The following is an 18,904-nucleotide window of genomic DNA, read 5'->3' on the forward strand; positions in this document are numbered from 1 at the left end:
TATTGCTGGCTTCGGACGAAACCACAGCCAAATACAGCGGCCCGATCCGGTTCGTCCGCTGGACTGGGAGCGTTTCGAGAAACGCCGCCTAGCTCGCAAACCGTCCGGCGTCGGCGCCGAAGTGGGTGATGTAGCGGTCCGAGATCGAGGCGATCGGCAGGACGATCAGCACGTCGGTGGTGTTGAAGGCGTGGTCGATGACCGCACCGTCGCCCACCATGGCACCGAGGCGCAGATATCCCTTGATCAGCGGCGGCAACAGGGAGAGTGCCTTGCGGGCGTTGACGCCTTCCATCGGCATCAGGTCCATAGAGCGATAGAGTTCCGGCAGCGCCGAAACCGCCCAGTCGCCCTTGGTCGAGACCGTATGGTGCAGGAAAGACAGGGCCATGGCGTGTTCTTCGGGCGAAACGCCCGGGAAGGACGCGCAGCCGAACATCGCGTTCATGCCGTGCTTCAGCGAATAGGCCCAATTGCCCTGCCAGAGCAGTTCGACGGTGCGCTTGGTACGATAGTCCGGCAGCACGCAGGAGCGGCCGAGCTCCATGAACTGCTTGTCGGGATGACGCGCAAGCAGCGGTTCGATGTCGAATTCCGACGCCGAATAGAAGCCGTTATTGGCCAGCGCCACTTCCTGGCGCAGCAGGCGGTAGGTGCCGACGATCTGATCTTCGATATCACCTTCGATTGCGTTGTCGACGACCAGAAGATGGTCGCAGATCGCATCAAAGGCATCGACGTCGCGGCGGCGGCGCATGGCGTCCGGGCTCAAGGTCGCGTGCATTTCTTCGACGAAGACGCGGTAGCGAACCGCCTGGGCGGCATCGATTTCACGCTCGCTGCGGGCAAGCCGCGTTTCGAGCGTGCCAATGCGGCCGAAGACATCGCCGCTTACCGGAGCGGAGGCCGGCGCCTGGGTTGTTTCAGGTATCACTTCACGGTTCAGGAGTTCGATTGCCAAGGTGATTCTCCCCGTCCCGGTTTGATCACCGCCTTAAATCACTTCTCTGCGACAAGAACGTGACATTCGCTGTCACAATAGGTTCCAGCGATGGTCGCGTCAACGCGCCTGCTGGCGCTCGGTAGAGAGAACTCCCAAAATTCGAACCTCCTCCAGGAGCGTCAGCGGATCGACCGGCTTTGCGAAGACGCGGCTGGCCCCATTCAGAAGCACCTCGCGATGCGTCGCCTCGCGGCTCTCGCCTGTCAGCACGATCACCGGGACCAGGGGCCGGATGCCCTCCTGCTCCTCGCCACGCAGCGCCGCCAGGAGATTGAAGACATCTCCTCCAGGCATGTACATATCGGAAATGATGAGATCGAACGATATGTCCCGGTTGAGTACCGTCTCGATCAGCGTGGGGAAATCGTCGACCAGACGGACCCGATGACCGGCCTTTGTAAGAACCGAGCGAATGATCAGCGCGTTGACGGGATCGTCCTCACCGAGCAGCACATCGAGCCCTTCGCCATGCTTTTCGATGACGGGCGGCGGCGGCATGGCCTGATTGTCATTCAGCGCGTCCCGTGTGCCGAAGCCGCGCAGGCGGCCGCTCAAGACATCGATCAGGGATTTTTCCCGGAGCGGCCGGATAAGCCAGGCGTCGAAGAAATCCTGCGGCTGGGAGGCGCGTTCCTCGGGGTTGACGAGCAGGATGCGGTGGAGCGGCGCATGCGCCTTTTCATTGGCATAATCGGAGGCCAGCCGGTGATCGACGATCAGGTCGGTATAGGGCAGCGGCCCTGTCTCGGCGCGGTCGATCAGCATCTGGGCGTCGGCCGTGTTGGCGACGTGCCGGCAGCGGCCGCCAAGCGTTTCGATCGTCGCGACCGTCGCCCTGGCGGCAGGCCCTTCCGGCGCCAGAAGCAGAACCCGGGACATGGCCAGCAACTGGTTGCGTTCGCCGGTCCCCGATTGGGCCGTTTCCGCAAAATGCAAAGGGAAACGGATTGTGAACGTGCTGCCGACCCCCTTCTGGCTGGCGACGCAAAGCGACCCACCGAACTCCGTCAGAATGCGGGAGGCGATGCTGAGACCGAGACCGGTGCCGCCGCTGCGCGCCTCGGCGGAACCCGCCTGCTCGAATTCACCGAAAACCCGGCTCAGTTCATCGGCCGCCATTCCGGGACCGGTATCGATGACGGCAATGGCGACGTTACCTTCTTCGACCGCCGCCCGCACCAGCACGCCGCCATGGGCGGTGAATTTCACCGCATTGCCGATAACGTTGAAAAGCACTTGCCGGATGCGGCCCGGATCGAGATCCAGAAGATCGGGGAGATCGGCAGTCATCGTCGCGGCGATCTCGATGCGTTTCTCGTGGGCGCGCGGCGCCAACATCTCGACGACGCTTTCGATGACGTGGCGGAGATTTTCCGCCCGGTTGTTGAGCCGGAAGCGGCCGGCTTCCAGTGTCGAATAATCGAGCAGGTCTTCGACGAGCTGCGCCAGCGCATAACCGGACTGGCGAATGCCGCTCAGATAGTTCTGCTGTTCCGCCGTCAGCTTGGTCTGGCCAAGAAGATGGGTCATGCCGAGAATGCCGTTGAGCGGCGTGCGGATTTCATGGACGACGGTGGCGATCTGCCGGGATTTCGCCGCGCTGGCCGCCTCGGCATTCTTTAATGCATGCTGGAGACGGGGAACCGTGCGCTGGTGGCGCCACTCGGATATCCGGGAAAAGAGCGCGGCAAAGACGCTTCGCGGCGCGCCCTTTTCTTCATCCTGCCGCAATCCCGATGCGGGCTCGATCTTTTCCAACACCGGTTCGGCCGTATCGGCCGCGGCGGGAGACGCGAACGCCTTCGAGATCCGTTCATGTATTTCGGCGATATCTCGCATTGGGAAAGACTAACCGGGTTTCTTTCCCAATCCTTAGAGCAATCAGGTAAAATTTTACTGATCGACCTTTTTCGGCCCGAACAGTTCATCGAGGATCACCAGGCCCGCCCCGATAGTGATAAAACTGTCCGCCAGATTGAAGACGGCGAAGGACCATGTCTCGGTGTGGAACAGGATGTAATCGATCACGTGCCCGTAGACGAAGCCGTCGATCAGATTGCCGATCGCGCCGGCGATGATCAGCGTGAAACCTGAATGGGCGAAAGGACGGTCCTTCGGCGTGCGGCGCCAGAGCCAGAACACGAAGGCGACGATCAGCACCCGCATGCCGACGATGAATTCCCGCTCCATGCCGGACAGCAGCGAGAAGGCGACGCCGAGGTTATAGGTTCGGTAGAGCGCCAGCACCGGCAGAAGCGGCACCGCCTCCTGCATCGGAAGATAATTCTCGACGGCGATCTTCACCGCCTGATCGAGAATGACGGCGATAGCGATGACGACCAGAGCTATCAGGGGCCGCGAAAGAAGGGCTACGCGTGCGGTCATTTCTTCTCGTCCAGGGTCAGCAGATGGCGGCGGGCCTCGAAGAGCATCACGGCGGACGCGACGGCGAGGTTGAGCGAATCCGCCCTGCCCTGCTGAGGAATGCGAACGGTACGATCGGCGGCCCTGGCAAGATTGTCCGGCAAGCCGGACTGCTCGTTGCCCATCAGCAGCACGACCGGCTTTTTCGAATAATCCACAGTGCGATAGTCGACGGCGCCGGCGAGATGGGTCGCCACGACCTGGGTGCCGGAGCGCTTCTGCCAGATCAGGAATTCTTCCGCCGAGCATTTGACGACCGGTACCGCAAAGACCGAGCCCATGGTGGCCCGCACGGTTTCCAGCGAAAACGGGTCGGTGCATTCGCCGACCAGGATTACCCCGGTAGCGCCTGCCGCATCGGCGGTGCGGATGATGGTGCCGAGATTGCCGGGATCGCGCACGCGGTCGAGCGCGACCAGCGTCTCGTCCCTGCCCGGCCGCAGATCATCGAGCCTTTTCCAACGCTGCTCGAAAATGCCGACGACCATCTGCGGATTGTCGCGGCGGGTGACCGAGGAGAGCACCTTCTCGCTGACTTCCAGCACCAGGCCGCCATGGGCAACGGTCTTTGCCGCCACCTGCTCGACAAGCGCCTTGCCCTTGGCCGCCTTTGCATAGACCAGCGTGCGGATTTCCCAGCCGAGCTCCAGCGCATCGATGACGAGCTTCAGGCCTTCGGCCATGAAGGTGCCGCTCTCTTCGCGGTCCCTCTTGTTGGTAAGCGCCTTGATGTCCTTGATGATCGGATTGGAAAGGGAGGTGACTTCCTTCACCTGGCCGACCCGCCGTGGTCCGGACTTCTGAAAATCGTCGTTCATGCCGGCACCCAGCGACTGAAAAGGGAAGTGGAAAGCGCGCGACCCGGCGTCTTGCCGTCCAGCCCCGCCTCGCGGATGACGAGCTCGCCCGATTCCACGGCGCCGCCGGCGCCGCGCATCGTCTCGCGCATCAGCTCATGGATGGAATAGAAGCTGGCGCGGATGGAATAAGCGGTCAGCACCAGCCCGATCGCCTTCGGCGACAGCAGTTCGCGGCAGATGTCGAGCATCAGCGGCAGATGATCGAAAAGCTGCCAGACTTCACCGTTCGGGCCACGGCCGAATTTCGGCGGATCGGTAAGGATGATGTCATAGCGGTTGCCGCGACGCTCCTCGCGCAGGATGAACTTCATCGCATCCTCGCAGATCCAGCGGATCGGCGCCTTGTCGAGACGGGCGAGCGACTGGTTTTCACGAGCCCAGCCGATCGCCTTCTTGGAAGCGTCCACATGGGTAACTTCCGCGCCGGCGGCGGCGGCGACCAGCGATGCGACGCCTGTATAGCCGAACAGGTTCAGCACCTTCACCGGCCGCTTCGCCTCCTCGATGCGGTTCTTCATCCACTCCCAGTGAACGATCTGCTCCGGAAAGACGCCGACATGGCGGAAGGACGTGAAGCGGCCGAGGAAATCGGTGCCGAGCAGCGACAGCGGCCAGGTTTCACCCAGTGCTTCCTTGGTGAAGCGCCAGCGGCCCATGCCGTCCTCGTCCGTGTCTCCGGTGAAGAGCGCGTCCGCCTTTTCCCACAGATGGGCGGGAAGAGACGGTTGCCAGAGCGCCTGGGCTTCGGGCCGGACGATGCGATAAGGGCCGTATTGCTCGAGTTTGAGCCCGTTGCCGCTATCGATCAGGTGAAAATCCCCCGCACCGGACGATTCGAGAATGATCGGCACGCGCTCGGGCGGCCGCTCGCCGCTGCGGGGCAAAAGCGGACGGGTTTCCGCCGATGCCGCGGCCGGCGCGGGTTTGGCGACCCTTTCCTGCGGCCGCGGTGCCTGCCTGACTGCCGCTGGTTTTGCGGTGGCGTGCCCGCGGGAGGACCGGTTGCCCGCCTCGCTCCGGGCTTTTTCACCCGGCCGCCTTTCCTTGTTCTTCAATACGTTCATCCGCCTGGATTTTGAGACTTGCGGCAGCAGATAGCATTTGCTCGTCATTCTTCAAAGCCGGGGAGCCGACGGCTGCGTGTTTTATTGATGACCCGGCGTGTCCGCCTTTTGTCCCCCTTGGCAAAGATCACCACCCTTGCAATAAGGCTAGCAACGGTGGATGGAGGATCATCACATGGATATGGGCGGCGAAGAACGTATTGCAGCACCTCGCGAAGTGGTCTGGGCGGCGTTGAACGATCCGGAAATCCTTCGCCAGTGCATCCCCGGTTGCCAGACGCTCGAACAGAAGTCTCCGACCGAGCTCTCCGCGACCGTCAAGCTGAAGGTCGGTCCGGTTTCCGCGAACTTTTCCGGCGAAGTGACACTCTCCGACATCAACCCGCCGGAAAGCTACACGATATCGGGCGAGGGCAAGGGCGGTATCGCAGGTTTTGCCAAGGGCTCCGCGACCGTTACGCTGGTCGAAGACGGCAGCGATACGCTGCTGCGCTACTCCACCAAGGCACAGGTGGGTGGCAAGATCGCGCAGCTCGGCTCGCGCCTGATCGATTCCACGTCGCAGAAACTCGCGGGCCAGTTCTTCGCGGATTTCAACAAGGCCGTGGTCGCAAAGGCCGCGCAAGCCTGATTTACTTCACCTGAATTTACTTGGAAGGAAGTTGCGCCGAGGCCGGCCGTCCAGCGACGGCGGCCTTGTGTTCGTTCTGCCACCGGACCGCTTCGCGTGCTTCGACGCGAGCCTGCTTGCGGTGCTTGCCCTGGCTCCACCAGGTCACGAACGAACCGATGAACATCCCTATCAGCAAGGCCAGGAACAGGAACAGGAAGAAGGGTGCGCTCACCGCCAGCATCCCGTCTTCCGGCCGGAAGGGATTGAGCGCCAGGGTCACCACCTGGCGGTTCGCCACGGCGAGCACGATCAACACGATGCCGAGCGGTACGAAGACCACGAGCGAGACGATCTTTTTGAACTTGTCCATGGGAATCTCCGGCAGCAGACTGTCCGCTGTTTTAGCAGCATCTGTTGCAGAATAGGCGCGCTTTGTGGGGTTTCAAGGGCGGCGGAAAGCTGCGTCGAAAGGATCAATCTTCTTCGTCATCGAGGCCCGGGTTCAGGCGTTCACGCAGTTCCTTGCCCGTCTTGAAGAAAGGAACCCATTTTTCCTCGACGAAAACGCTCTCGCCGGTGCGCGGATTGCGGCCGGACCGGGAGGGACGGTTCTTCACGGAAAACGCGCCGAAGCCGCGCAGTTCGACACGATTTCCGCCTGCCAGGGCATCTGTGATCTCGTCGAGCACGGCATTCACGATGTTCTCGACGTCGCGGTGGTAGAGATGCGGATTGCGAGCCGCGACGATCTGCACCAGTTCTGACTTGATCACGGTTGCCCCCTGAAAAGTTTAGATTTTCAACCGCGCCCAACCTGCCAAACGGAGACAAGACCGTCAAGAAACAACTTGTCGGCGCCGAAGGTGCGAAGGGCGTCGGGAGTGATCGTCTGGCCGAATCCGGAGAGCTTGAACAGCTCGCTGACGGCGCTCGCCAACCAGAAGGACGAGGAGGAATTGCGCTCCTTCCAATCGACAACCGGCAGGTCCTTGGAAACGCCGCGCGACTCAAAGTAGGCGCGGATGTCCTCCTCGCCGCCCAGCTTGTCGACAAGCTTGGCACTGAGCGCCTGGCGGCCAGTGAAGATCGTTCCGTCCGCGAGCTTCAGAACTTCGTCACGCGGCAGCTTGCGGCGATCGGCAACGAGATCGACGAACCAGGCGTAGCTGTCCATGACCATGTTGCGGATCATCGTCTTGGCTTCCTCGCTTGCCGGATGGAAGGGCGACGGCTCGGCCTTCAGCGGCGCAGACTTGATCTCCTGCAGCGAGACGCCGATCTTCTTCATCACCTCGTCGATCTGCGGGTATTGGAAGATCACCCCGATCGATCCGGTGATAGAGCTTTCGCCCGCGACGATCTGGTCGCCCGCCGTGGCGACCATGTAGCCGGCAGAGGCGGCCAATGTACGGATATCGGAAACGACGGGCTTCTTTTCGGAAACCTTTCGGATCGCCTTGAAGATGCGCTCGCCGCCATAGGTCGTCCCGCCCGGCGAAGAGATCGAGACGATCAGCGCCTTGGCCTGGCTGCTCTGGGCGATCTTGTCGAGGCGGTCCAGCAGGTCCTTGTCATCCGTGATCATGCCGGAGATTTCGATGCGGGCGACATGCGGCACCGCAGATCCGACACCCTCGCCGGCAACGACGCGGTAAAGTGCGAATCCGATGCCGACCAGGAAAACAAGTGCGACGACCCGCCAGAAACTCAGCTTGCGGCGCAGGGAACGCCGGTCCGCAATTGCCATTTGATCCATAAAACCACCTTCGAGATGAACCGCCGTTGCTAAATAGGCTCTCTAGCGCGTTTTGCAGCGGGCCACATCACGTTTTTATGTTGTCCATTATTGTTTGTTGATTGAATCAAAACCATATTGGCGGACAAAGCAAAGCTCGCAACCGCTCCATCCGTCACAACCGGGATGAGAATGGAGACGGGCTAATAAGGAACTATCCGGCACTCATGCTGCAGCATATTCGAAAAACGGCAGGCTTTGCGGCGGCGCTGGAGCCGCGCGCAGATGCCTATCAGGCGGCGCTGGCGCATTCCGCGATCGTGCGCAGGCTCAAGATACTGCTGCCCATCCTGGCCGGCGTGATTTCGGCCGCCTTCATCGGGGTCTCGATCATCCGCGCCTATCTGCCGGAGAACCTCTCGATTGAAAGCGCCCGGATCGAGAACGGCAAGATCGTCATGGAACGGCCGGCGATCTCTGGCCGCAACAATGACGGCATCAGCTATTCGATGACCGCCACCCGCGCGCTGCAGGATATCCAGAACTCGAACATGATCACGCTCGAGGACGTCAAGGCCGCCGTACCGGTCAACGACGACGTGATCGCGCGGGTGACCGCGACAGCCGCCGACTTCGACCGCGGCACCGACATGCTCGATCTCAACTCCCCGTTCGACGTCAATCTGAGCAACGGGATCACCGCCCGCTTCAAGTCCGCGCACCTCGATATCAACGCGGGCGTGATGGAATCAACCCAGCACGTCGATATCTCCATGAAAGAAGGCTCTATTGTTGCAGAGTCTTTAAAGATAACGGATAAGGGGCGTACCATCACCTTCAAGGGCCAGGTTCGCGTCCATCTCGATCCAGCCACCATCCGCAACCAAGGCAAATAGAGCCCGGCCGTCATGATCAATCGCCGCCTTCTTACACGCAATACCGCAGTTCTGATCGCGGCAGGATTTATCTCCTGTCTGGCAGCGACCGCGCATGCACAGACCACCACCAGCCAGATGGAAGGCCTGAAGCTTTCCGGCGACCAGCCGATCCAGATCCAGAGCGACCAGCTCGAGATCAAGGAGCAGGAAAAGAAGGCCTATTTTACCGGCAACGTCCAGGTCGTGCAGGGCACGACCACGATGAAGGCCGGCAAGATGACGGTTCTTTATACCGGTGAAGGTGGTTCGGTGACCTCGGGCAGTGCCGATATCGACAAGATCTTTCTTGACGAGACGGTATTCCTGACCTCGGGAACGCAGCAGGCGACCGCCGAGAAGGGCGAGTTCGACATGAAATCCCAGACCTTCGTGCTTTCCGGCAAGCAGGTCGTGCTCTCCGAAGGCCCCAACGTCTTCAAGGGTTGCAAACTCACCGTACTGATGGAAACCGGCCAGGCCAAGCTCGACGCCTGTGGCGGGCGGGTCGAAATCCTGCTCGACCCGAAATCGCGACCGAAGCAATAATAGACATTTGACGTGAAAATACCGTTCCTCCCCAGTCTGTCGGCAAGGAAGCCGTCCGCGCCCGAACCCTTCGTCGTACGCGATAAAGCGCGCTACGAGGGTACGCTGGTCGCGCATGGTCTTTCGAAGACCTACGATACCCGTCGCGTCGTCAACGGCGTGTCACTGGTCGTGCGCCGCGGCGAGGCCGTCGGGCTGCTCGGGCCGAACGGTGCGGGCAAGACGACCTGCTTCTACATGATCACCGGCCTGGTGCCGGTGGACGAAGGCATGATCGCGATCAACGGCAACGAAGTCACCCACATGCCGATGTATCGCCGCGCCCGCCTGGGCGTGGGTTATCTGCCGCAGGAAGCCTCGATCTTCCGCGGCCTGACCGTCGAGGAAAATATCCGCGCGGTGCTGGAAGTGCACGAGCGGGACAGGGACAAGCGGGAAAGCAAGCTCGACGAGCTGCTCGAAGAGTTCCACATCAGCCAGCTGCGGAAATCGGCGGCCGTGGCGCTTTCCGGCGGCGAACGCCGGCGCCTCGAAATTGCCCGGGCGCTTGCGACAGACCCCGCCTTCATGCTGCTCGACGAACCCTTTGCCGGCGTCGACCCTATTTCGGTCTCCGACATTCAGAACCTCGTACGCCACTTGACGGCGCGCGGGATCGGCGTTCTGATAACGGATCACAACGTCCGCGAGACTTTGGGCCTGATCGACCGGGCCTACATCATCCACGCGGGCGAAGTGCTGACGCATGGCCGGGCAGACGATATCGTCAACAACCCGGATGTTCGCCGTCTTTATCTCGGTGACAAGTTCAGCCTCTAGGCGCGAATTGGTCGTTGCAGCGTGACAAAGAAATTTACTTTCCCGCACTGCAGCGCTTGACCAAATCTTTCAAAAAAGCAATTCTTGTGCCAGATGCAAATTTGGCCTTGTGGGGCTCGGCGAAGTCGAGCGTCCACCACTCCATGACCGGGTGGTTCAAGGGGATTGCAGGGGAGTTTCGCGTCAGCCATGGGTTTATCCGCTAATCTTTTCCTACGCCAAACCCAATCGCTGGTGATGACACCGCAGCTGATGCAATCCATCCAGCTGCTGCAGATGACGCATTTCGAACTCAACCAGTTCATCGCCCAGGAAGTCGAAAAGAACCCGCTGCTTGAAATTACATCAAGCGAGAGCGAAAACGACGCGGAAACAGGCTTCGAGACAGCCGACGACTTTGCCCCGACCGAAAGCCGCGAGAGTTCGGCGGCCGCTGAAGTCGACAGCGACTGGTATGAGGGCTCCTCCGCCATCAGCGCCGAGAGGCTGGGCGAAGGGCTCGATACGGGCTTCGAAAACGTCTTCCCGGACGACGGCCCGGTGCGGCGCGCCGATGCGCCGGAGCTGCTCAGCCAGTGGAAATCGATGCCGGGCGGCGAGTCCGGCGAAGACTACGACCTGGATGATTTCGTCGCCGGCCAGGTGACGCTGCGCGACCACCTGAACCAGCAGATTCCCTTCCTGATCGTCGATGCGGCCAGCCGCCTGATTGCTCAGCATCTCGTCGATCAGCTCGACGAGGCCGGCTACATGCTGGGCGACATCGAGGAGATCGCCGCCCGCCTCGGCAGAAGCTCCGAGAATGTGGAGGCCATCCTGCACTCGCTCCAGACGCTCGATCCGCCGGGCGTCTTCGCCCGATCGCTCAGCGAATGTCTTGCGATCCAGCTTCGGGAAAAGGACCGGCTCGACCCGGCCATGGATGCCATGATCAGACATCTGGATCTGCTCGGCAAACGCGACTTCGCCTCGCTTCGAAAGATCTGCGGCGTCGACGACGAAGACCTGATCGACATGCTGGCCGAAATTCGCGGCCTCAACCCGAAGCCCGGCGCGGGTTTCGAGCGCGGCATGTCAGAGACGATTTCGCCGGATATCGTCGTGCGTGCATCACCCGACGGCGGTTGGATGGTGGAACTCAATCCGGACACCCTGCCGCGCGTTCTGGTGAACCACACCTATTTCCAGACGGTGTCGAAGAACTGCCCGAAGAACGGCGACGACCATAATTTCCTTTCCGACTGCATGCAGAACGCCAACTGGCTGACGCGCAGCCTCGACCAGCGGGCCAAGACGATCATGAAGGTGGCGACCGAAATCGTCCGCCAGCAGGATGCCTTCCTGATGCACGGCGTCGATCACCTGCGGCCGCTCAACCTCAAGACCGTTGCCGAAGCGATCAAGATGCATGAATCCACGGTCAGCCGTGTCACCTCCAACAAATACATGCTGACACCGCGGGGCCTGTTCGAACTCAAATATTTCTTCACGGTGTCGATCGGCTCGGCGGAAGAAGGCGGCGACAGCCATTCGGCCGAGGCCGTGCGCCACCGGATTCGCCTGCTCATCGCCCAGGAAACGCCGGATGCGGTGCTTTCGGACGACGATATCGTGATCAGCCTGAAACGCGGCGGCGTCGAGCTTGCGCGCCGGACCGTCGCTAAATACCGCGAGGCGATGAACATCCCCTCCTCCGTTCAGCGCCGCCGCGAAAAGCGTGCGATCGCCGGGGTCGCGGCATACTGAAACATGGGCGAAACAGGCGGTTCTCCACAGGCCTACGTAGAAATCCCGAGACCGGCCACCGTTGACATTTAAAACATCGGGCGCTAGAAGCCCGCCGCAACTGCACGGGACATGGCACGAAACGTGTCCCATCATCCAGACAGGCACCGATTGCAGCAATTTAGCGCAGTGGCGTGCGAACGGCTTGGATGAGGGGACGGCTTGGCGTAGACTGAAACACGCAAGTCACGACAAGAAGGAAGAACTCCATGAGTGTGCGTGTATCCGGTAAGCATATGGAAATTGGCGATTCGTTCCGTCAAAGGATCGAGGACCAAATCGGAGAAGCGGTTACAAAATACTTCGACGGAGGCTATTCGAGCCAAGTCATCGTGGAAAAGGCTGGTTCGCGCTTTTCTGCCGACTGCAAGGTGCATCTCGATACCGGGATCGTCCTGCATGCGGCTGGCGAGGCGAATGATCCGCAGATCAGTTTCGACGCCGCAGCACAGCGGATCGAAAAGCGTCTGCGCCGCTACAAGCGGCGGCTCAAGGATCATCATGCCGGCAACCATGTGAATGGTTATGCGGAAGTTGCCTACACTGTTATGGACAGCGTACCGGATGAAGGGGAGGAAGTGCCCGAGGATTTCGCGCCGACCATTGTCGCGGAAAGCTCGAAGCAGTTGAAGACGATGACGGTCGCAAGCGCCGTCATGGCACTTGATATGACAGACGAGCCTGTTCTTCTGTTCCGCAGCCCCGGCAAGGAACATCTGAACATTGTGTACCGCCGCAATGACGGCAATATTGGCTGGATCGATTCCACCAATATCAAGAACTGACACCTGGGGAGAGCGTCGGAGACGGCGCTCCCCTTCGCCTAGGGCACAAGCTCTTGCGGCACGAAGGATGACGAGAATGGCATTGGCAGATTTGCTGCAGCAAGATGCGATTATTCCTGCCCTAAAGGTAAATTCCAAAAAACAGCTATTGCAGGAGCTGGCGGCCAAGGCTTCCAAGCTGACGGGTGTGAGCGAACGAGAAATCTTCGACATCATCCTGCAGCGCGAAAGGCTCGGCTCCACCGGCGTTGGCCACGGCATCGCCATCCCGCACGGCAAGCTCAACAGCATCTCATCGATCAAGGGTATTTTTGCGCGCCTTGAAGCGCCTGTCGATTTCGAAGCGCTCGATGACGAGCCGGTCGATCTGGTGTTTCTGCTGCTCGCACCCGAAGGGGCCGGCGCCGACCATTTGAAGGCCCTGTCGCGCATCGCACGCGTCCTGCGCGACCAGGAACTTGTCGCCAAGCTGCGCAAGACCGATTCCGCTTCGGCGATCTATGCCTTCCTCAACGAGGAGCAGGCAAACCACGCCGCCTGACCGCATACACTTTCGTGGGGACGAAACGAACCGCCCGGCTGCTGACAAAGCGCCGGGCGGTTTTGTTCTTGGGCAGCAGTTCAGCTGGAAGATCTGTGGAATTGGTGGTGCGGACGCTTGCCATCAGGACTGCGAAACGCCGACTGAGTGCCTGGCGCAAACCGAAAAGCGGGCCTGCGCCCGCTTTTCAAAGCCTTCAGGCATTTTTCTCGCCGGCGGCTTCCGCGGAGACTTCCGCCTTCGGGCCGCCCTTTGCAACGCCGACCATGGCGGGGCGCAGCACGCGTTCGCCGATCGTGAAACCGGCCTGGACGACCTGAACGACGGTGTTGTTCGGAACAGCCGGGTTGGGGATCTCGAACATGGCCTGGTGGAAGTTCGGATCGAATTTCTGGCCTTCAGCATCGATCTTCTTCACGCCGTGGCGTTCCAGCGCCGACAGCATGGAGCGCTCGGTCATCTCGACGCCCTCCAGGAGCGTGGTCAGCGAGGCATCTGCCGTCGCGCGCATTTCGGTCGGCACGGCATCCAGCGCCCGGCGCAGGTTGTCCGAAACGGCGAGCATGTCGCGCGCAAAGCCGGCCGCCGCATAGGACTTGGCGTCCTTGATTTCGCGTTCGGTGCGGCGGCGCAGGTTATCCATTTCGGCCGCCAGCCGCAGAAAGCGGTCGCGCAGCTCGTTATTTTCGGCTTTCAGCAATTCCAGCGGATCCGGTTCGGCGGCAGGCGCCTCGGCATTCTTCTGGTTGGCCGCGTCCTCAAGAGCAGATGCAACAGCTTCAACCGTGTTCTCCGCGGCGGTTGCGTCAGGTCCGTTCTTGTTGGTTTCGTCGGTCATGACGGTCTCCGGTTATTCTTGGCTTGGATTTATGGGCTTGGATTTGTGCCCGATATCGAGGTTTAAAGTGAAAAAATCAAGGCTTGATGGGAAAGTTGGGCGGCACCGCCGTGAATTCAGCGCGACAGCCTGGCAAGCAGCTGCGCGGTGTAATCCACCATCGGCACGATGCGCGAATAGTTCAGCCGCGTCGGCCCGATGACGCCGACAGCGCCGACGATCCGGTCTTCGCCGTCACGATAGGGCGCCACGATGAGGGAAGAGCCCGACAGGGAGAACAATTTGTTTTCCGAGCCGATGAAGATTCGCACGCCCGGTCCCTTCTCAGCGAGATCGAGGATTTCGATCAGGCTGTCCTTCTTTTCGAGATCGTCGAAAAGCAACCGCAGGCGATCGAGATCGGCAACATCCGCCAGGCCTTCGAGCAGATTTGCCCGGCCGCGGACGATGAGCTGGGTCGGCTTGCCTTCCTCGCTATCGCCGGACCAGACCGCAAGACCGCGCTCAACCAGTTCCTGCGAGAGCGCATGGAGCTCTCCCTGTACCTGATCCTTGAGCGTCTTCAGCTGGCCGCGCAATTCCGGCAGCGTCTGGCCGCTCAGGTGGGCGTTGAGGAAATTGGCCGCCTCGGTCAGCTGTGACGATGTCACGCCGGCCGGAAGTTCGATAATACGGTTTTCCACCTGGTTATGATCGCCGACAAGCACCGCAAGCGCCTTGGTCGGTTCGAGACGAATGAACTCGACGTGCTTTAGGACCGGGTCGCTCTTGGTGGTAATGACGATCCCGGCGCCGCGCGAGACGCCCGACAACATGCGGCTCGCCTCCGCCATCAGGCTCTCCATCGGCTGATCGCGATCCGCGGGCCGAATCTGCCGGTCGATATTGGCACGCTCCTCGGCGGAGAGGTCTCCGACCTGCATGAAAGCGTCGACGAAAAAACGAAGCCCGGACTGGGTCGGCAGGCGGCCGGCGCTGATATGCGGGGAGTAGATGAGCCCGAGTTCCTCGAGATCGCTCATCACATTGCGCACCGACGCCGGCGACAGCGATATGGGCAGCAGGCGGGAAAGATTTCGCGAGCCGAGCGGTTCGCCGGTCTCCAGATAGCTTTCCACGATGCGGCGGAAAATTTCCCGCGAACGGTCATCGAGCACAGAGCCGCTGTCCCTACCCGTCGATGCCGAAAATCCCATCTAGACCTTCACCGTTCCGTTGATGTTTTCACAAAATATAGTCATTCGCCGCCCCTTCTCCAAAGGGAAAATCACCGCAGCCACAATCGGCTACTGTACACGCATTAGGCCTTTTTCTTTGCAAAAGCTTGGCCGGAGCCGTAGAAGGCGAAAACAGAAATCCAGGGAGTGAAGCATGCGGCCTTCAGGCAGACAGTTGAACCAGATGCGCAAGGTCTCGTTCGAGCGCAATTTCTCCAAACATGCGGAAGGCTCCTGCCTCGTGAAGTTCGGCGACACGCACGTGCTGTGCACCGCGAGTCTCGAAGAAAAGACGCCGCCGTGGCTGCGCAACAGCGGCAAGGGCTGGGTGACGGCCGAGTACGGCATGCTGCCGCGCGCCACCGGCGACCGTATGAAGCGCGAAGCCGCCGCCGGCAAGCAAGGCGGCCGTACCCAGGAAATCCAACGTCTGATCGGCCGCTCCTTGCGCGCCGTGATCGACCTCGAAGCGCTCGGCGAAAAGCAGATCACCATCGACTGTGACGTCATCCAGGCGGATGGCGGCACTCGCACGGCCTCGATCACCGGTGGCTGGATTGCGCTTTACGACTGCCTGAAGTGGATGGAAGCCCGCTCGATGACCAAGGTCGACAAGGTGCTGAAGGATCATGTCGCGGCGATCTCCTGCGGCATCTTTGCCGGCCAGCCGGTGATCGACCTCGACTATATCGAGGATTCGGCTGCTGAGACCGACGCCAATTTCGTCATGACGGGCACCGGCGGCATCGTCGAAGTGCAGGGCACGGCCGAGGGCAAGCCGTTCAGCCAGGAAGAGTTCCTGAAGCTGCTGGCACTCGCCCAGGACGGCACCCAGGAACTGGTGGCGATGCAGAAGGCGGCGATTGCCTGATATTGAAAGAGGTGCGGCTTGATCGAAGGCATTCTCGAAACCGCACTTTATGCCGATGATCTCGATGCCGCCGAAGCGTTTTACGGCGGCATTCTCGGACTTGAGAGAGTGTTGCGCGCGGGCAACCGGCATGTGTTCTTCCGCTGCGGGCCGGGCATCCTGCTGATCTTCAATCCTGCTGAGACCGTGAAGCCACCACCGGCCGGTGCGTTGCCGGTTCCGCCCCATGGTGCGACGGGGCCTGGGCATATCTGCTTTCGCATGACGAGCGAAGCGATTGACTTGCTCAAGGAAAAGCTCAACAAGGCGGGCATTGCCATCGAAAGCGATTTCCGCTGGCCGAACGGTGCCCGCTCAATCTATTTCCGCGATCCGGCCGGCAACAGCCTGGAATGCGCAGAGCCGAGGCTCTGGAATATCGAATAGGAATTGTCATGCGCAAACTCGACACCAAGACGATCGTCGTTGCCAGCCACAATGCCGGAAAAATCCGCGAAATCGCCGAATTGATCGGCCCGTTCGGCTTCTCGGCGAAATCCGCCGCCGAGTTGAAATTCGAAGAGCCCGACGAAACAGGCACGACATTCGAGGAGAATGCCGCGATCAAGGCGCTCGCCTCCGCCAAAGCCTCCGGACTGCCGGCGCTGTCGGATGATTCCGGCATCGTCATCGACGCGCTCGACGGCGCGCCGGGCGTCTATACCGCCAACTGGGCGGAGCGCGAGGACGGCAGCCGCGACTTTCAGATGGCGATGGAGAAGGTCGAGAAGGCACTGGAGGAGCGCCATGCAACACGGCCGGAGCAGCGTCGCTGCCGTTTTGTGAGCGTGCTTTGTCTCGCCTGGCCGGACGGGCACACGGAAATGTTCCGCGGCGAGGTGGAAGGCACGGTGGTGTGGCCGCCGCGCGGCACCCAGGGTTTTGGTTATGACCCGGTCTTCCAACCGGAAGGCTATGATATTACGTTCGGTGAAATGAGCAGTGATCAGAAACATGGCTGGAAACCCGGCGAGCCGGAAGCGCTGTCGCACCGTGCCCGCGCCTTCAAGCGTTTCGTCGAAACCTGCCTGGAGGCTTGAGGCGCTTTGAATTCAGCCGCTCCTCTTCTGCGCGATACCCTTCTGCCTGACACGGGCGAGCCGGGCTTTGGCGTCTATGTGCATTGGCCGTTCTGCGCGGCCAAGTGCCCCTATTGCGACTTCAACAGCCATGTGCGTCACCAGCCGGTGGACCAGCCGCGCTTCACCGCAGCCTTCCTCAAGGAAATGGAAGTGATGCGGCGCATGAGCGGGCCAAAGACCGTGACCAGCATCTTTCTCGGCGGCGGCACGCCGTCGCTGATGGACCCTGCGACTGTCTCGGCGATCCTCGACGGCATCGCCAGGCACTGGCATGTGCCTGACGGTATCGAGATCACCATGGAGGCCAATCCGTCAAGCGTCGAGGCGACCCGCTTCCGGGGCTATCGTGCTGCCGGCGTCAACCGTGTCTCGCTCGGCGTGCAGGCGCTCAATGATCCGGACCTCAAATTCCTGGGTCGACTGCATGACGTTGCCGACGCCCTGAAGGCGATTAAACTGGCGCGGGACATCTTTCCGCGGATGTCCTTCGATCTCATCTATGCCCGGCCGAAACAGACGGTCGAAGCCTGGGAAGCGGAGCTGAAGGAAGCGATATCCTACGCGGTCGACCATTTGTCGCTCTACCAGCTCACCATCGAGGAAGGCACGCCCTTCTATGGCCTGCACAAGGCCGGCAAGCTGATCGTGCCGGACGACGACCAGTCGGCAGTGCTCTACGAAGCAACGCAGGAAATTACCGAGCGGTTCGGCATGCCGGCCTACGAGGTTTCCAATCACGCCCGCCCCGGCGCTGAAAGCCGCCACAACCTGACCTATTGGCGCTACGGCGACTATGCCGGCATCGGACCCGGCGCCCACGGGCGCCTGATGCGCGGCAGAGACAAGATTGCGACCTCCACCGAGCGGCGTCCGGAAACCTGGCTGGAGCAGGTGGAACGCATCGGGCACGGCATGCTGGACGAAGAAATCCTCGGCTTCGAGGAACAGGCCGACGAATTGCTGCTGATGGGCCTGCGCCTGCGGGAAGGCGTCGATCTCGCCCGCTGGCAGCAGCTTTCCGGCCGAGATCCGGACCCGATCCGCGAGGAGCGGCTGCTGGAACACGGCTTCATCGAGCGCCTCGGCAATTCGCGGCTGCGCTGCACGCCATCCGGCATGTTGATCCTGGATGCGGTGGTTGCCGATTTGGCTTGCTGAAATCCGGCGTTTAGCCTTTTACCGCCAGCACATACAGCCAGTCGGTCGGCTTTTTGTCGTAACCGCTGCCGTGCACCTCATCGATATCGACAGAAGTCCAGGTGAAAGCCTCGTAGGCCGCGCTTAGCCAGACCTTGGACGGATAGTTGTAATAACGTCCGAGGCCATCATAACCTTCAGCTTCGCCAGCCTTGAAGCTCGCGTAGAAGACGCCGCCCGGGCGCAAGGCCTTATGGATGCGGCCAAGGATGCCTTCGAGTTCCCCCCGCGGCGCATGCAAAAGGCATGCATTGGCCCATATGCCGTCAAACGCCGAGACCGCATCGATCTCCCCGAAACGGAGCACGCCGACCGGCCTGCCCAGATATCTGGCGGCCTCCTCCGCCATCTCCGGCGTGCCATCCGTGGGCGTGACGTCGAAACCCCGCGCGATCATGACCGCGCTATCCCGCCCGCTGCCGCAGCCGAGTTCGAGGATGGCGGCACCGGGCGCAAATTTTGACAGGAAGCTATCGAGGCGGCGTATGTTCGCAGCAGAACTTGCCGCGTAGGTCACCGCGTTTTCGCTATAAAAGCTGCCCGGGGGATCCTTCTCGATGGCCATCGC

The 18,904-nt window shown here is 61.1% G+C and carries 22 protein-coding genes; 11 read left to right on the top strand and 11 right to left on the bottom strand.

Annotated elements, in window-relative coordinates; genetic code table 11:
- Window positions 1-88: 88 nt before the first annotated feature.
- The 5 genes from olsB to GQ59_RS07410 all read right to left on the bottom strand — a co-directional run bounded on the left by olsB (window position 89) and on the right by GQ59_RS07410 (window position 5,351).
- Window positions 89-961, bottom strand: a complete 873-nt coding sequence (gene olsB, locus GQ59_RS07390; RefSeq protein WP_037079448.1) for a l-ornithine N(alpha)-acyltransferase — start codon at window positions 959-961, stop codon at window positions 89-91.
- A gap of 99 nt (window positions 962-1,060) precedes the next feature.
- Window positions 1,061-2,842 (bottom strand): hybrid sensor histidine kinase/response regulator, encoded by a 1,782-nt coding sequence (locus tag GQ59_RS07395; protein ID WP_051903861.1) that lies wholly within the window; start codon window positions 2,840-2,842, stop codon window positions 1,061-1,063.
- Window positions 2,843-2,896: 54 nt separating this feature from the next.
- Window positions 2,897-3,388 (bottom strand): signal peptidase II, encoded by a 492-nt coding sequence (gene lspA, locus GQ59_RS07400; protein ID WP_037079451.1) that lies wholly within the window; start codon window positions 3,386-3,388, stop codon window positions 2,897-2,899.
- The gene (locus GQ59_RS07405) at window positions 3,385-4,245 is read right to left on the bottom strand and encodes a TrmH family RNA methyltransferase (RefSeq protein ID WP_037079454.1); all 861 of its coding nucleotides are present in this window, start codon (window positions 4,243-4,245) and stop codon (window positions 3,385-3,387) included. Before GQ59_RS07405 ends, lspA begins: the two co-directional genes overlap by 4 nt.
- Window positions 4,242-5,351, bottom strand: a complete 1,110-nt coding sequence (locus GQ59_RS07410; protein WP_084683106.1) for a class I SAM-dependent methyltransferase — start codon at window positions 5,349-5,351, stop codon at window positions 4,242-4,244. Before GQ59_RS07410 ends, GQ59_RS07405 begins: the two co-directional genes overlap by 4 nt.
- A gap of 175 nt (window positions 5,352-5,526) precedes the next feature.
- On the opposite strand from GQ59_RS07410, the gene GQ59_RS07415 reads away from it, so the two are divergent.
- Window positions 5,527-5,982: an SRPBCC family protein gene (locus tag GQ59_RS07415; protein WP_037079466.1), complete on the top strand. Its 456-nt coding sequence runs from the start codon at window positions 5,527-5,529 to the stop codon at window positions 5,980-5,982.
- Between the two features lie 16 nt (window positions 5,983-5,998).
- On the opposite strand, the gene GQ59_RS07420 is transcribed toward GQ59_RS07415, so the two are convergent.
- The 3 genes from GQ59_RS07420 to sppA all read right to left on the bottom strand — a co-directional run bounded on the left by GQ59_RS07420 (window position 5,999) and on the right by sppA (window position 7,720).
- Window positions 5,999-6,334 (bottom strand): lipopolysaccharide assembly protein LapA domain-containing protein, encoded by a 336-nt coding sequence (locus tag GQ59_RS07420; RefSeq protein ID WP_037079469.1) that lies wholly within the window; start codon window positions 6,332-6,334, stop codon window positions 5,999-6,001.
- Between the two features lie 103 nt (window positions 6,335-6,437).
- Window positions 6,438-6,737 carry an integration host factor subunit beta gene (locus GQ59_RS07425; protein WP_007759833.1) on the bottom strand — a complete coding sequence of 100 codons (300 nt, stop codon included), beginning with the start codon at window positions 6,735-6,737 and terminating at the stop codon, window positions 6,438-6,440.
- A 26-nt stretch (window positions 6,738-6,763) separates the two neighbouring features.
- Window positions 6,764-7,720 carry a signal peptide peptidase SppA gene (gene sppA, locus GQ59_RS07430; protein ID WP_037079472.1) on the bottom strand — a complete coding sequence of 319 codons (957 nt, stop codon included), beginning with the start codon at window positions 7,718-7,720 and terminating at the stop codon, window positions 6,764-6,766.
- A gap of 206 nt (window positions 7,721-7,926) precedes the next feature.
- On the opposite strand from sppA, the gene lptC reads away from it, so the two are divergent.
- The 6 genes from lptC (at window position 7,927) to ptsN (ending at window position 13,092) form a co-directional block, all read left to right on the top strand.
- A complete protein-coding gene (gene lptC / locus GQ59_RS07435; RefSeq protein ID WP_037079475.1) occupies window positions 7,927-8,595 on the top strand; it encodes an LPS export ABC transporter periplasmic protein LptC in 669 nt (222 codons plus the stop codon).
- A 12-nt stretch (window positions 8,596-8,607) separates the two neighbouring features.
- Entirely contained in the window at window positions 8,608-9,162 is a 555-nt protein-coding gene (locus GQ59_RS07440) for an LptA/OstA family protein (protein ID WP_037079478.1), read from the top strand.
- Between the two features lie 12 nt (window positions 9,163-9,174).
- The gene (lptB, locus tag GQ59_RS07445; protein WP_037079480.1) at window positions 9,175-9,981 is read left to right on the top strand and encodes an LPS export ABC transporter ATP-binding protein; all 807 of its coding nucleotides are present in this window, start codon (window positions 9,175-9,177) and stop codon (window positions 9,979-9,981) included.
- Between the two features lie 189 nt (window positions 9,982-10,170).
- The gene (gene rpoN, locus GQ59_RS07450) at window positions 10,171-11,727 is read left to right on the top strand and encodes an RNA polymerase factor sigma-54 (RefSeq protein ID WP_037079482.1); all 1,557 of its coding nucleotides are present in this window, start codon (window positions 10,171-10,173) and stop codon (window positions 11,725-11,727) included.
- A gap of 248 nt (window positions 11,728-11,975) precedes the next feature.
- Window positions 11,976-12,551 carry a ribosome hibernation-promoting factor, HPF/YfiA family gene (gene hpf, locus GQ59_RS07455; RefSeq protein ID WP_037079483.1) on the top strand — a complete coding sequence of 192 codons (576 nt, stop codon included), beginning with the start codon at window positions 11,976-11,978 and terminating at the stop codon, window positions 12,549-12,551.
- Window positions 12,552-12,627: 76 nt separating this feature from the next.
- Window positions 12,628-13,092: a PTS IIA-like nitrogen regulatory protein PtsN gene (gene ptsN / locus GQ59_RS07460; RefSeq protein WP_037079484.1), complete on the top strand. Its 465-nt coding sequence runs from the start codon at window positions 12,628-12,630 to the stop codon at window positions 13,090-13,092.
- A gap of 196 nt (window positions 13,093-13,288) precedes the next feature.
- Here the strand turns inward: ptsN and grpE are convergent, their stop codons facing one another.
- A complete protein-coding gene (gene grpE, locus GQ59_RS07465) occupies window positions 13,289-13,930 on the bottom strand; it encodes a nucleotide exchange factor GrpE (protein ID WP_037079486.1) in 642 nt (213 codons plus the stop codon).
- Between the two features lie 116 nt (window positions 13,931-14,046).
- On the bottom strand, window positions 14,047-15,126 hold the full coding sequence (gene hrcA, locus GQ59_RS07470; RefSeq protein ID WP_037079489.1) for a heat-inducible transcriptional repressor HrcA: 1,080 nt from the start codon (window positions 15,124-15,126) through the stop codon (window positions 14,047-14,049).
- A gap of 175 nt (window positions 15,127-15,301) precedes the next feature.
- Between hrcA and rph the strand changes: the two genes are divergently transcribed.
- The 4 genes from rph to hemW are packed head-to-tail and all read left to right on the top strand — an operon-like array spanning window position 15,302 to window position 18,297.
- Window positions 15,302-16,018, top strand: a complete 717-nt coding sequence (gene rph / locus GQ59_RS07475) for a ribonuclease PH (RefSeq protein WP_037079491.1) — start codon at window positions 15,302-15,304, stop codon at window positions 16,016-16,018.
- 18 nt (window positions 16,019-16,036) lie between these two features.
- Complete coding sequence (locus tag GQ59_RS07480) at window positions 16,037-16,444, top strand: VOC family protein (RefSeq protein WP_037079494.1); 408 nt, start codon at window positions 16,037-16,039, stop codon at window positions 16,442-16,444.
- A gap of 8 nt (window positions 16,445-16,452) precedes the next feature.
- Entirely contained in the window at window positions 16,453-17,097 is a 645-nt protein-coding gene (gene rdgB, locus GQ59_RS07485) for an RdgB/HAM1 family non-canonical purine NTP pyrophosphatase (protein ID WP_037079496.1), read from the top strand.
- Between the two features lie 6 nt (window positions 17,098-17,103).
- The gene (gene hemW / locus GQ59_RS07490) at window positions 17,104-18,297 is read left to right on the top strand and encodes a radical SAM family heme chaperone HemW (protein WP_037079499.1); all 1,194 of its coding nucleotides are present in this window, start codon (window positions 17,104-17,106) and stop codon (window positions 18,295-18,297) included.
- Window positions 18,298-18,307: 10 nt separating this feature from the next.
- Here hemW and GQ59_RS07495 read toward each other — a convergent pair whose 3' ends face one another.
- Window positions 18,308-18,901 carry a class I SAM-dependent methyltransferase gene (locus tag GQ59_RS07495; protein WP_037079502.1) on the bottom strand — a complete coding sequence of 198 codons (594 nt, stop codon included), beginning with the start codon at window positions 18,899-18,901 and terminating at the stop codon, window positions 18,308-18,310.
- Between the last annotated feature and the right edge of the window lie 3 nt (window positions 18,902-18,904).

The sequence above is a fragment of the Neorhizobium vignae genome, from assembly GCF_000732195.1.
Classification (GTDB): domain Bacteria; phylum Pseudomonadota; class Alphaproteobacteria; order Rhizobiales; family Rhizobiaceae; genus Neorhizobium; species Neorhizobium vignae.

Bases quoted from the DNA above. Each gene is read 5' to 3' on its own strand.
- lptC (WP_037079475.1), top strand. From the start codon at position 7,927: ATGCTGCAGCATATTCGAAAAACGGCAGGCTTTGCGGCGGCGCTGGAG.
- ptsN (WP_037079484.1), top strand. From the start codon at position 12,628: ATGGCATTGGCAGATTTGCTGCAGCAAGATGCGATTATTCCTGCCCTA.
- GQ59_RS07395 (WP_051903861.1), bottom strand. From the start codon at position 2,842: ATGCGAGATATCGCCGAAATACATGAACGGATCTCGAAGGCGTTCGCG.
- GQ59_RS07420 (WP_037079469.1), bottom strand. From the start codon at position 6,334: ATGGACAAGTTCAAAAAGATCGTCTCGCTCGTGGTCTTCGTACCGCTC.
- rph (WP_037079491.1), top strand. From the start codon at position 15,302: ATGCGGCCTTCAGGCAGACAGTTGAACCAGATGCGCAAGGTCTCGTTC.
- GQ59_RS07495 (WP_037079502.1), bottom strand. From the start codon at position 18,901: ATGGCCATCGAGAAGGATCCCCCGGGCAGCTTTTATAGCGAAAACGCG.
- GQ59_RS07415 (WP_037079466.1), top strand. From the start codon at position 5,527: ATGGATATGGGCGGCGAAGAACGTATTGCAGCACCTCGCGAAGTGGTC.
- hrcA (WP_037079489.1), bottom strand. From the start codon at position 15,126: ATGGGATTTTCGGCATCGACGGGTAGGGACAGCGGCTCTGTGCTCGAT.
- GQ59_RS07405 (WP_037079454.1), bottom strand. From the start codon at position 4,245: ATGAACGACGATTTTCAGAAGTCCGGACCACGGCGGGTCGGCCAGGTG.
- sppA (WP_037079472.1), bottom strand. From the start codon at position 7,720: ATGGATCAAATGGCAATTGCGGACCGGCGTTCCCTGCGCCGCAAGCTG.
- rdgB (WP_037079496.1), top strand. From the start codon at position 16,453: ATGCGCAAACTCGACACCAAGACGATCGTCGTTGCCAGCCACAATGCC.
- lspA (WP_037079451.1), bottom strand. From the start codon at position 3,388: ATGACCGCACGCGTAGCCCTTCTTTCGCGGCCCCTGATAGCTCTGGTC.
- hpf (WP_037079483.1), top strand. From the start codon at position 11,976: ATGAGTGTGCGTGTATCCGGTAAGCATATGGAAATTGGCGATTCGTTC.
- GQ59_RS07440 (WP_037079478.1), top strand. From the start codon at position 8,608: ATGATCAATCGCCGCCTTCTTACACGCAATACCGCAGTTCTGATCGCG.
- grpE (WP_037079486.1), bottom strand. From the start codon at position 13,930: ATGACCGACGAAACCAACAAGAACGGACCTGACGCAACCGCCGCGGAG.
- rpoN (WP_037079482.1), top strand. From the start codon at position 10,171: ATGGGTTTATCCGCTAATCTTTTCCTACGCCAAACCCAATCGCTGGTG.
- GQ59_RS07410 (WP_084683106.1), bottom strand. From the start codon at position 5,351: ATGAACGTATTGAAGAACAAGGAAAGGCGGCCGGGTGAAAAAGCCCGG.